Origin of the sequence: Aliiglaciecola sp. (genome assembly GCF_039982535.1) — a bacterium.
Classification (GTDB): domain Bacteria; phylum Pseudomonadota; class Gammaproteobacteria; order Enterobacterales; family Alteromonadaceae; genus Aliiglaciecola.
Window position 1 is genome coordinate 214,324 of sequence record NZ_JBDWYG010000045.1, and the last position, 12,429, is coordinate 226,752.

The following is a 12,429-nucleotide window of genomic DNA, read 5'->3' on the forward strand; positions in this document are numbered from 1 at the left end:
GATGAAAAGTGTATCTAGACTGAAGGTTCAAGTATTGAGTGGCATTTTGATGCTGCTAATCAGTCATTTGTGTTTTGCACAAAATGCCATTGAAGCATTACGAATGTGGCCATCTCCCGATAATACGCGTGTGGTATTAGACCTAACCCAAGAGCCTGAATATTCTTACTTTACCCTTTCCAATCCTGAGCGCTTAGTTATTGATTTAGCCAATACCAAAGGCAAGATTGACCTGGCTAAGTTAGCCAAATCTTCAAATTTAGTTAAAAAAATACGTTACAGCACGGCCAAAGATCCCTCGTCAGTTAGGGTTGTGCTTGAACTTAAACGGAAGTTGAATACGGAAATCTTTGCATTACCCCCAACAGCTCCCTATAAAAACCGTCTAGTGATAGATTTAAGTGATCAATCCGAAAGAACTCAACAAGTGGTAATGAGTTCTGAAAGCTCGACTCGAGATCGCGACATTATCATCGCTATTGACGCAGGCCATGGTGGAGAAGATCCTGGATCGGTTGGTCGCGCAGGAACTTACGAGAAAAATATTACACTTAGTGTCAGTAAAAGGTTAGCTAAATTGATTGATGCTGAACCTGGTTTACGGGCTGTATTAATCCGAACAGGCGATTATTATATTTCTCCTAATGCACGTCCGGATATTGCGCGTAAAAATAAAGCAGACCTCTTTGTATCCATTCATGCCGATGCTTTTACAACTCCACAACCCAAAGGTGCCTCCGTTTGGGTGTTATCAATGGGCAGGGCGAATTCAGTGTTAGGGCGCTGGATGGAAAGAACTGAACGCCATTCAGAGTTGTTAGGCGGGGCGGCAGAGGTGATTCAAGATACCGCAAGTGAACGCTACCTAGCCCAAGCTTTGTTAGATATGTCCATGGATCACTCATTAACTACCAGTTATGACATCAGTAAAATGGTAATTTCTGAGCTAAAACAAGTCACAAGTTTGCATAAAAAACTCCCGCAGGCGGCAAGTTTAGCGGTGTTAACATCGCCTGATATTCCATCTATTCTTGTGGAAGTGGGATTTATTTCCAACCCAAATGAAGAAAAAAATCTCAATTGGAATCAACATCGTCAAAAATTAGCGAGTTCAGTTTTTTCAGCCATTAAACAGCATTTTCGGAAACTGCCACCCGATGGTACCCTATGGGCTAACAATGCACGCTCTGAAAAACGAACCCACAAAGTACGAAGTGGTGAATCCTTGTCATTATTAGCGCAACGATACAAAGTTCGAATTAGCGCTATAAAAGAAGCGAATAATATGCGTAATGATACGGTGAGAATAGGTCAAGTATTAACCATTCCAAGCACCTAAACAAAATCGTTTTCCGCCCCTCCAATTTTTAAAGGTTACCTGTGTCAATTCAAATTCTATCTCCACAACTTGCTAACCAAATTGCCGCTGGTGAAGTGGTTGAACGTCCGGCTTCTGTGGTCAAAGAGTTAGTTGAAAATTGCTTAGATGCGGGGGCAACTAGTGTCGAAATTGAAATTGATAAAGGTGGCCATAAACGAATCGCTATTCGAGATAATGGCAAAGGGATCCCGCAGCAAGAACTAGAGTTGGCGTTAAGCCGTCATGCAACCAGTAAAATATCCAAGTTAGATGATTTAGAGAATATTTGCAGTCTTGGTTTTCGAGGGGAAGCCCTAGCAAGTATCAGTTCAGTATCGCGACTAACCCTAACCTCAAAGCCTGAAGCACAATCACAAGCGTGGCAAGCCTGTGCAGAAGGCAGAGAAATGAAAGTCACATTGCAACCAGCTGCTCATCCAAAAGGCACCAGTATTGAAGTACTGGATTTGTTTTTTAATACTCCGGCAAGGCGTAAGTTTTTACGGGCTGAAAAAACCGAGTTTAATCATATTGATGAGGTAATACGACGTATTGCTTTGAGTCGATTTGATGTGGCATTGAGCCTTAAACACAATGGTAAAACCGTTCGCAAATACCCCGCAATTAAAGAGGCTCGCTCTCATATAAAACGGATTTCAGCTGTATGTGGTAGTGATTTTGCTGATCATTCTATTGCTATCGACAGCGGTTTTGAAGGCATACGTCTTATTGGTTGGTTAAGCGCCGCTGGTGCCAGCCGGATGCAAAGTGACTTGCAATATGTTTATGTAAATGGACGTGTGATGAAAGATAAACTCATTAATCACGCAATTCGCCAAGCCTATGAAGGCCTAATTGAACCCAATACCCATCCTGCTTTTGTGCTTTTTTTGACGTTGGATCCCACCCAAGTGGATGTTAATGTTCATCCGGCTAAACATGAAGTGCGTTTTCATCAATCTAGGCTCGTCCATGATGTCATATTCCGTTCAGTATCCAAATCTCTGAGTGAATCCTTTACTGCATATTCAGACCATACAGATGGCGGAGAAGCGGTCTCACAAGTCACTCAAACAATCTTGGAGGAGGTTCGCCCTTCACATCAATATATTCGACCCTTGAGTCCGGAAATTGACAAGCCGATTCAAGCTGAGGTGTCTACACAGCCTAGCGCCGAACCATACCAGCAAGTTACAGCTCAACCTGCTAAGGTATTTAATCGTACTGCACCAAGGCCCCATTCGAAAACGGCAGCAAAGCACTACAGTAGTTTGATGACACCACAATCTGGCGAGTCTTTATCCTCTAATATACCTAGGTTTTTGCAGGTTGCTGAAAATCGATTGTTGATTGAGTGGGAAGCGGTCTTTTATTTATGTAAAGCACAAGATTTAGCTGCAAAAAAATTGTCTGACGATGCTCAGTTTAACTCTTTGGTGATGCAACCCCTGTTAATGCCAATTTCCCTTGCTTTAGAGCAGATTGAATTAAGCATTGACGAAACCCTAATTCAGCACGTTAGACTTGTTGGACTTGAGCTTGCTATCATCAATAAACGATTGTTGTTAAAACAAGTGCCGTCAGGAACGCGGGCCTTAGATTGGGCGAGTGTGTTATTGAGTTTCTTTGATGCCCTAAACGTCGCGTTTAAAAAAGACGCAATCACCTCCGCTGTCAAAACAAATCCTGAAGTCGAAGAACAAACTATCAAGGCAATTTTACTCGAGTGTTTTTACTCGGTTTTGGCGCACTATCAAATTCAAAGTTTGGCGGCAAATAGCAACGATTTGAGCTATCTTTGTGTGTGGCTACACAAACAAGCTAATGCCGTAGAAATACTTAAGTCTTGCGCCACAGAAATCCCACTAAAAGATTGGTTATCACAATTTGATGAATAAAAAGCATACTGAAAACTTACCGCCAGCTATTTTTCTAATGGGGCCGACTGCCTCTGGTAAGACTGATTTGGCATTAGAAATAAGCAAAAAGCTACCCTGCGAGATCATAAGTGTTGATTCGGCGTTAATTTACCGTGGAATGGATATTGGTACGGCTAAGCCAAGTGCTGAAGAGTTATCTCAAGTTCCCCATCGGCTGATTGATATTCTTGATCCTAAAGAGTCTTATTCAGTAGCCAATTTTAGAAACGATGCACTAAATGCGATGCAAGCGGTTACAGATGCTGGAAAGATTCCTTTGTTAGTTGGTGGAACTATGCTGTATTTTAAAAGTCTAGTTGACGGCTTATCAACGTTGCCAGCTGCTAACCCGGAGATTCGAGAGCACCTGCAAAACGAAGCAAATGCCCTTGGTTGGCAAGAGTTACATCACAGATTAGAGCAAGTAGACCCTGTATCTGCTAAGCGCATACACCCAAATGACCCTCAACGCTTATTACGTGCATTAGAGGTGTATATGATAAGTGGCAAGACAATGACTGAGCTAACCTCAGAAAAGTCCAGTAATTTACCTTATTCGGTAAAAGAATTTGCCATAATGCCTAGTGATCGGGGTATACTTCATGAACGTATAGAAAAACGATTCAACATTATGCTTGAAAGTGGTTTCCAGCAAGAAGTTGAAAATCTTAGACGTCGCGACGACCTGCACCTTGATTTGCCTTCTATGCGTTGTGTTGGTTATCGGCAGATGTGGCAGTACTTGGACGGTGATTTTGATTATCCCGAAATGGTATTTAAAGGGGTGGCGGCAACACGACAACTAGCAAAAAGGCAAATAACCTGGCTGCGAAGTTGGAAAAATATAACTTTTTTAGATGGTATTGAAAAAGAGAATTTGACTACCATATTAAATGTCAGCAATACTGTAACCTAATAGGCAGCTATACAGCCCCATGTTTTACTGTATAATTTGTATATCAGGCGAAAATCATAATAAAAATAAAAGGATAAGGAATAGTGATGGCAAAGGGGCAATCTTTACAAGACCCGTTTTTGAATGCGTTAAGAAAGGAGCGTATTCCTGTCTCGATTTATTTAGTCAACGGAATCAAGTTACAAGGTCAAGTGGAATCATTTGATCAGTTTGTGATTCTGTTAAAAAACACTGTTAGTCAGATGGTATACAAGCATGCCATTTCAACTGTTGTGCCTTCTCGGGCCATTAATATGTCAACCGGCGCACAACCTGACTCTGATAACGGTGAATAAAACCTTATAGGAGAAAAGCTTGTTTGACCGTTACGAAGCAGGCGAGCAGGCTGTTTTAGTTCATATTGATTTTTCTGATGATTCTAGTAAAGAAGATTTGCAAGAGTTGCAAATGCTAGTGTCATCTGCCGGTGTTAATGCTGTTGAAGTAATTACTGCTTCACGACAAGCACCTCATCCCAAATACTTTACCGGTAGTGGGAAAGCAGAAGAAATAGCTAATTCAGTACGCACAAATAATGCAGATGTTGTTATCTTCAATCACCCTTTATCACCCTCCCAAGAACGAAATTTGGAAGCTTTGTGTAAGTGTCGAGTGTTAGACCGCACCGGTTTAATATTAGATATCTTTGCCCAGCGCGCGCGAACCCATGAAGGTAAATTACAAGTGGAGCTTGCCCAATTGCGGCATATTTCTACCCGATTGATTCGCGGATGGACTCACTTGGAGCGACAAAAAGGTGGTATTGGTCTTCGAGGGCCGGGGGAAACTCAGCTAGAAACCGATAGACGACTTTTGCGAGTAAGAATTAAAAGTATTCAACGTCGTTTGGAAAAAGTTCAGAAACAACGTGAACAAGGACGTAGAGCCAGAAAACGTGCTGAGATGCCAACGATTTCACTGGTGGGCTATACCAATGCGGGTAAATCAACCCTGTTCAATACCATCACTGACGCAGGCGTCTATGCTGCGGATCAATTGTTCGCCACCTTAGATCCAACTTTGCGGAAAATTCAGTTGCAAGATGTTGGACAAGCAATCTTGGCGGATACCGTAGGTTTTATACGCCACTTACCCCACGACTTAGTTGCCGCGTTTAAAGCCACGTTACAAGAAACCCAGGAAGCGGATTTGCTATTGCATGTTGTAGATTATTCTGATGAACAGTACCTCGACAACATCGATCAAGTGAATGACGTTTTAGAAGAAATTGATGCATCTGAAATTCAACAATTAATGGTATGCAATAAAATCGACCGAATGGACGGGGTTGAACCCCATATAGACTGCAACGATGAAGGCGTTCCCATTCGTGTTTGGATATCTGCACAACATAATCAAGGCATTGATTTATTGTTTAATGCCCTCACTGAATGTTTATCGCAAAGCATAGTGCAATTTACATTACGCATTCCGCCTAAAGAAGGTAAACTTCGAGGCGCTTTATTTCGTATGAACTGTATCGCTGCAGAATCCTATGCAGAGGACGGCGATTGGCTGGTGGATGTAAGAATGCCGACCAGTGATTGGCACCGATTGGAAAAAAGGTCTGAGATAGACTTATCCAGTTTGGTAGTAAAGCATTAGTATATGCAAATTAAGCTAACTTCGATGATAGAATCGGGGTTGCATAGATTTAGACTTAACCTAACGGAGAGTGATGATGGCTTGGAATGAGCCCGGTGGAAAGAATAACGACCCTTGGAAAAACAAGGGGGGGCGCGATCAAGGCCCACCTGATTTGGATGATATATTCAAAAACTTGTTTGGCAAATTCAGCAAAGGTGGCGGTGGAGACGGCTCATCTGGCGGTAAAAACATAGGTGGAGTTGGCCTAACTGTTATTGCAGTTTTGCTAGTTGTCATTTGGTTTATTAGTGGCTTCTACACAATTCGTGAAGCTGAGCGCGGTGTAGTTTTACGTTTTGGTGAGTTTAGTCAATTTGTAGAGCCAGGTTTACGTTGGAAACCAACGTTTGTAGATGAAGTTATTCCAATTGACGTTCAATCTATTAAGTCGATGTCCTCTGAGGGCAGCATGCTTACTGAAGACGAAAATGTGGTTGGTGTAGAAATGGAAGTACAGTACCGCATAGTTGAACCTTATAAGTATAGTTTTGCGGTAACAAACCCTGAACAAAGTCTTAGTCAGGCATTAAATAGTGCTATTCGCTACGTTGTTGGTCATTCAAAAATGGATGATATCTTAACCAGCGGTCGTGAAACTGCTCGCCAACAAGTATGGCAGGAGTTAGAAGGTATTATTAACCCTTACGATATGGGTATTTCAATCGTTGATATTAACTTTAAAGACGCGCGTCCACCGGATGCAGTGAGAGCTGCTTTTGATGATGCGATTGCTGCACAAGAAGATGAACAACGTTTCATTCGTGAAGCTGAAGCCTATTCTCGTGAAATTGAACCTCGTGCAAGGGGTCAGGTTAATAGAATGGCTGAGGAAGCGCAGGCTTATAAAGAGCGTGTTACCTTAGAGGCTCGTGGTGAAATTGCGCGTTTTGAGGAGTTGTTACCTCAATATGAAGCTGCGCCAGAAGTTACACGTCAGCGTATTTATCTAGAAACCATGGAACAGGTTTATCAAAACACCACCAAAATTATGGTGGATAACAAAGGCAGTGGAAATATGATGTATTTGCCTTTAGATAAAATTTTGGATAACCAGAGTAAACAAGCGCCTAAAGCAAATTTCCGCAGTACCCTAGAAGGGCTACAGCAGAATGATGCCTCTAGTTCGCAAAGCTCTAACTCGGCACCGACGACATTACGTGGCGACAGAACTAGACAAGGGAGAAACTAAAAAGTGAAAAATTTAAGTATTGGCGTAATCGTATTGGTTGTCATCGCTGTTTTCCTTTCTTTGTTTGTAGTGCCTGAAGGTCAAAAAGCAATTAAGATCCAGTTCGGGAAAGTTGAACGAGATGCCGCCGGTGAAACTGTCGTGTTTAGCCCGGGTCTTCATTTTAAGTTTCCGTTGATTGACAGAGTCGTAAATCTCGATGCAAGAATCCAAACATTAGATGATCCAGCAGGGCGTTTTGTTACGTCTGAAAAGAAAGATCTAATAGTTGATTCTTATGTTAAGTGGCGCATTAAAGACTTTGCGACTTATTATCTGTCAACAGGTGCGAATAAGCTGCAAGCTGAGTCTCTTCTAAAGCAAAAAGTAAACAATGGGCTTCGCTCTGAGTTTGGTACTCGTACTATTTCTCAAATCGTATCTGGTGAACGTTCTGAGTTGATGGATGAGGCCATGAAACAGGCATCTACTAGTTCAGACGAGTTAGGAATTGAAATTGTTGATGTAAGAGTCAAACAAATTAACTTACCGCCAGAAGTGAGTAGTTCTATTTTCCAACGTATGCGTGCAGAGCGAGAAGCTGTAGCTAAAGAGCACCGCTCTGAAGGTCGTGAACAAGCTGAGATAATCAAAGCGAATATTGATGCTAAAGTAACTGTAATGTTGGCTGATGCGGAAAGGAACTTACGTAAAATTAAAGGTGAGGGGGAAGCACAAGCAGCGCAAATTTATGCTGAAACTTACTCTAAAAGCCCTGAATTTTATGCATTCCTAAGAAGTATGGATGCTTATCGTGCTAGTTTCGACAGCAAACAGGATGTGTTAGTTGTTGAGCCCGATAGTGATTTCTTCAAATACATGAAAGATATCTCTGGCACTAGAAACTAAGTTTTCCTACTTTAAAAAGCGCCTATATGGCGCTTTTTTTATTACTAAGATAGGCATTTTGAGTTAAGGATTTTTATGTTGGAATTTCGTATCAGAGATGCGGTTCAAGATGATTTTTTTGAAATCAAACGCTTAAATGATAAGTTCGTTCACTTTACTAGCCCGATGGATCTAGCTCGTATCCAACAGTTAGATATTCTTAGTACTTATCATCGCGTAATAGAACAGTACGATCCGCAAACAAGTAACAGTTTAATTGTAGGTTTTTTGCTGGCAATGGCGCCTGAGGTTGCTTACGAAAGTGACAACTACCAGTGGTTTGAACAACGCTATCAAAACTTTCTCTATGTCGACCGTGTTGTCATTGATTCATCGGTGCAAGGGAAAGGTTTGGGTAAAGACTTGTATGATGATTTATTCCACTTCGCCAGGGAACATAGTTTTGCTGCTATTTGTTGTGAATATAATTTAGTTCCCGCTAATCCGACTTCAGCACACTTTCATCAATCTTTTGGTTTTTCTCAAGTGGGGCGGTTGGGTTCAGAAGATAGTGATAAAGTTGTGTCTATGCAAATGGTAAAATTACCTAGTTAAGTTCAGTTTGAGAAAGTTAAAATGAAAAAATTTAATTGGCAAGATCCTCTTAATTTAGACTCTTTATTAAATGAAGATGAACGCATATTGCGAGATTCTGTTCATCAGTTCTGTCAACAAGAGCTGATGCCGGGAATTTTGCAAGCCAATCGAAATGAATACTTTGATATCGACATTATGAAGAAGATGGGGGAGTTAGGCTTACTTGGGGCTACTCTTCCTGAGAAGTACGGTTGCTCCAACGTCAACTATGTCTCTTACGGATTAATTGCTCGTGAGGTTGAGCGGGTAGATAGTGGCTACCGCAGTGCCATGAGTGTGCAATCTTCATTGGTGATGCATCCTATTTTTACTTATGGCAGTGAGCTGCAGCGTCAAAAGTATTTGCCTAAATTAGCTACTGGCGAATGGATTGGTTGTTTTGGCCTTACTGAGCCTAATTCAGGTTCTGATCCAGCAAGTATGAGTTCCTACGCTAAAAAACAAGAAGGTGGGTACGTTCTAAACGGTAGTAAAATGTGGATCACAAACTCGCCCATTGCCCATGTCTTTGTGGTTTGGGCTAAATTGGATGGGGTGATACGAGGTTTTATTTTAGAAAAAGGAATGGCAGGGTTATCAGCGCCTAAAATTGAAGGTAAGTTTTCTCTTCGTGCATCTATTACCGGTGAAATTGTAATGGATAACGTGTTTGTACCGGACGAAAACTTATTGCCCAATGTTTCTGGATTAAAAGGCCCATTTGGTTGTTTAAACAAAGCGCGATATGGAATTTCATGGGGAGCTTTGGGAGCGGCTGAGTTTTGCTGGTACGCAGCGAGGCAATACTGCTTAGATCGCCAGCAGTTTTCCCGGCCATTGGCGGCTAATCAATTGATACAGAAAAAGTTAGCCGATATGCAGACAGAAATATCTCTTGGTTTAATTGCTTGCGTGCAAGCAGGAAGACTTATGGACGCAGACGCATTAGCCCCTGAAGCTATTTCTTTGATAAAGCGCAACTCCTGTGGCAAAGCTTTGGATATTGCTAGGAGTGCGAGGGATATGCATGGCGGTAATGGAATTTCTGATGAGTTCCACGTTATTCGTCATGTAATGAATTTAGAGGCGGTAAATACCTATGAGGGCACACACGATGTCCATGCACTAATTTTGGGTCGTGCACAAACCGGTCTACAAGCTTTTAGTTAATAACCTTTATGGGAGTTTTGTGATGAATACAGTAGTAAAAATGGTTAATTTTGACTACTGTGTTTCTCTGCTAACAAAAGTTCACAAAACTCACTTAATGGTAATGGCCTGCTAAATAAATACCCTTGAGCGATATTACATTTATTTTCCAATAGAAAATCGGCTTGATATTGATTCTCAACGCCTTCTGCAATTACTCCCAATTTAAGACTATGAGCCATGGCAATCACAGCCAAAATTATAGCTTTATCATTTTCGTTCTGTTCTAAGTCAATAATAAAAGAACGATCGATTTTAAGGTTATCAATTGGCAGTTTTTGTAAATATGAAAGTGAGCTATAGCCAGTGCCAAAGTCATCTATTGAGGTGGAGATGCCGATTTCTCTTACCTGATCCAGTAAGTGTTTTACTTTGTCATAATTATCAATCAGCACGCCTTCGGTTAATTCTAACTCCAAGTTTTTTGGCGGTACTCCACTATGATTAATAGCTTGAGTGACAAAATCAAATAGATGTCTATCGGCTACTTGTCTGGGCGATAAATTTACCGAAATTTTTAAGTCGGGCTGGTATTGCATAATCACTTTCAACATTTCTGTTGCGCGGCTGATTACCCATTTGCCAATGGGTACAATTAACCCTGTCTGTTCAGCAATGGGGATAAACTTATCGGGGCTGGTAAGGTTACCATCGGCTGAACGCCACCTTATTAAGGCTTCTGCTTTAGCAACTTTGCCGGTACTCAAATCTACTATGGGTTGTAGATAAAGTTCGAACTGATTATCGCTGATCGCTTTTTTCAACGCGCTTTCTAACTCAAGTCGATATCGAGATGCTTCTTTTAGTTCTTTTGAATAAAAGCATAATTTACTTTTATCTTCTTTTTTAGCTGAAAACATCGCTAAATCCGCAAACTTCATTAATTCCTCAGAATCTGATGCGTCGCTAGGAAAGTGAGCTGCACCAAGATTAAGGCCAATCTGAACCTTTTGTTTTGAGGCTGTATAAAAGGGCGGTTCCATGGCTTCAATTAGTCGGTTGGCAACTTCGATGCAATCATTTTGCTCTTTACAGTCGGTCAAGATAATTCCAAATTCATTACCTCCCACTCTTGCACATAAATCTGTAGTGCTGATGCATTGTTGTATTCGTTCAGCCAAGGTTACTAATATTTGATCACCGGCTTGATGGCCATGTAACTCGTTGATTTGTTTGAAGTGCTTCACATCTAAATAGACGATGAAAAATGCTTTGGCTTTTTCAATTTGGTATTCTAATTTCTGCCAGAAAAACTGGCGGTTGGGTAAATTAGTGACATTGTCGTATAGGTTTAATTTTTCGTTTCTTTGCAATAAATACTTAACCCGACTCACATCGCTAAAAATAAATATCCAATGTTGTAAGTTCTGGTTTTCATCTGTTACTGGGTATAACGCTAATTTTAACCATTTACTTGAGTATGGGGGATTATGCCAAAAAAGTTCGCCATGCCATCGACTGCTAGTGCCGATAACTCTCTCAAACTCAGCACATTGATTCTTAAACAGCTCCATTAGTTTCTCAAATGGAGAAACCTCAAGGGGTAAATCGGAGGTTTCAAAAACTGTGTATGAATTCGGATTCTGAGTTATGACATTTAATTGTGCATCAGTGATCACTACACCAAAATCAGCATTTTCAATAACACGTTGTATTGGCTTCTGTAATGATTGCAGGGTTTGGTTTTCACGCAATACTTGATCTAGGCGTTCATGAATATACTCATGCTGAGCGAGTACCTTATCATTTGAAATCAGTAGTTCTCTAGCCGCCTGTAAAGTTTGTTGCTGCTTTTGGTATTCACCCTCTAAATTGTTAATAACTAGGTATGATTCACCGTCTGAAATAGCGGCAAGGGCCTCTAAACGTAAAAGTTTATCTTTAGATTGTTCGGACCAAATGCCGGAGTGAATTTGCCCTTCTTTACCTGTTTGCCAAAACTCCTCAGCATCAATGAAAAAGTCATCTAAATAAGCTGAGTGACCGGCAAATTCGAAGCGTTCACGGTCAATTGCTTCAGGAGCTATAGAATAAAACCAATCTTGGCTGCAATGGATAACCTGAAATTGCCCATCCTTTACTCGTTTTAAAATAGCGCAGTTTATAATACCTAAAGCTTGAATAAGTGACTGTTGCATAATGGATTAATTCAACGTTAGTTGTGCGATAAACTTAAACATTTCTTCAACCTGATCGCCGGTTTTAGCGCTGGTGGAAAAACTCCGTATAAATTCTTTGCTGTAGCCATTGAGTTCACTTTCAGTCCAATGCCAAGCTACATCAAGGTCGCTTTTATTAATAATAAGGATCGCAGGAATATCACTTACTTCTCTTACCATGCGATGTATTTCCATTGCTTCTACAAGACTTTGTGAGCGTGTATGGTCGGTTACTATTGCATATGCTGAAGCGCCACGCAGGTATTTAGGTTGGAATCCGCAGTAGCGGTCTATCCCTTCTAAATCCCAAATCATGAGTTGAACTTGATCAACGGCTAAGTCAACGAGCTTTTTATCAATCTTGACGCCAATTGTGGTGAGGTATTTTTCGGAAAAAATACCTTCAACAAATTGTTTAACCAAACTGGTTTTCCCTACTCCTGATGGTCCAAGTAGGCAAATCTTTTTTTGGAACATAATGCAGTTAA

At 41.0% G+C, this 12,429-nt stretch carries 11 protein-coding genes; 9 read left to right on the forward strand and 2 right to left on the reverse strand.

What is annotated here, in order from left to right; translation table 11 throughout:
• Position 1 precedes the first annotated feature (1 nt).
• The 9 genes from ABJV04_RS15015 (at position 2) to ABJV04_RS15055 (ending at position 9,743) form a co-directional block, all read left to right on the forward strand.
• On the forward strand, positions 2–1,339 hold the full coding sequence (locus ABJV04_RS15015) for an N-acetylmuramoyl-L-alanine amidase (protein WP_348492454.1): 1,338 nt from the start codon (positions 2–4) through the stop codon (positions 1,337–1,339).
• 41 nt (positions 1,340–1,380) lie between these two features.
• A complete protein-coding gene (gene mutL, locus ABJV04_RS15020) occupies positions 1,381–3,258 on the forward strand; it encodes a DNA mismatch repair endonuclease MutL (protein ID WP_348492385.1) in 1,878 nt (625 codons plus the stop codon).
• The gene (miaA, locus tag ABJV04_RS15025) at positions 3,251–4,195 is read left to right on the forward strand and encodes a tRNA (adenosine(37)-N6)-dimethylallyltransferase MiaA (RefSeq protein WP_348492386.1); all 945 of its coding nucleotides are present in this window, start codon (positions 3,251–3,253) and stop codon (positions 4,193–4,195) included. Before mutL ends, miaA begins: the two co-directional genes overlap by 8 nt.
• An 86-nt stretch (positions 4,196–4,281) precedes the next feature.
• Positions 4,282–4,530, forward strand: a complete 249-nt coding sequence (hfq, locus tag ABJV04_RS15030) for an RNA chaperone Hfq (protein ID WP_008843456.1) — start codon at positions 4,282–4,284, stop codon at positions 4,528–4,530.
• A 19-nt stretch (positions 4,531–4,549) separates the two neighbouring features.
• The gene (hflX, locus tag ABJV04_RS15035) at positions 4,550–5,839 is read left to right on the forward strand and encodes a ribosome rescue GTPase HflX (RefSeq protein WP_348492388.1); all 1,290 of its coding nucleotides are present in this window, start codon (positions 4,550–4,552) and stop codon (positions 5,837–5,839) included.
• Between the two features lie 76 nt (positions 5,840–5,915).
• Complete coding sequence (hflK, locus tag ABJV04_RS15040) at positions 5,916–7,070, forward strand: FtsH protease activity modulator HflK (protein ID WP_348492389.1); 1,155 nt, start codon at positions 5,916–5,918, stop codon at positions 7,068–7,070.
• A 3-nt stretch (positions 7,071–7,073) separates the two neighbouring features.
• Positions 7,074–7,958 (forward strand): protease modulator HflC, encoded by an 885-nt coding sequence (gene hflC, locus ABJV04_RS15045; protein ID WP_348492390.1) that lies wholly within the window; start codon positions 7,074–7,076, stop codon positions 7,956–7,958.
• Positions 7,959–8,033: 75 nt separating this feature from the next.
• Positions 8,034–8,552: a GNAT family N-acetyltransferase gene (locus tag ABJV04_RS15050; RefSeq protein WP_348492391.1), complete on the forward strand. Its 519-nt coding sequence runs from the start codon at positions 8,034–8,036 to the stop codon at positions 8,550–8,552.
• A gap of 21 nt (positions 8,553–8,573) precedes the next feature.
• Positions 8,574–9,743, forward strand: a complete 1,170-nt coding sequence (locus ABJV04_RS15055; RefSeq protein WP_348492392.1) for an acyl-CoA dehydrogenase — start codon at positions 8,574–8,576, stop codon at positions 9,741–9,743.
• 44 nt (positions 9,744–9,787) lie between these two features.
• Here ABJV04_RS15055 and ABJV04_RS15060 read toward each other — a convergent pair whose 3' ends face one another.
• Together ABJV04_RS15060 and ABJV04_RS15065 are read right to left on the reverse strand one after the other, a co-directional pair.
• Entirely contained in the window at positions 9,788–11,920 is a 2,133-nt protein-coding gene (locus ABJV04_RS15060) for a bifunctional diguanylate cyclase/phosphodiesterase (RefSeq protein ID WP_348492393.1), read from the reverse strand.
• 6 nt (positions 11,921–11,926) lie between these two features.
• Positions 11,927–12,418 carry a Rab family GTPase gene (locus ABJV04_RS15065; RefSeq protein ID WP_348492394.1) on the reverse strand — a complete coding sequence of 164 codons (492 nt, stop codon included), beginning with the start codon at positions 12,416–12,418 and terminating at the stop codon, positions 11,927–11,929.
• Positions 12,419–12,429: the final 11 nt, after the last annotated feature.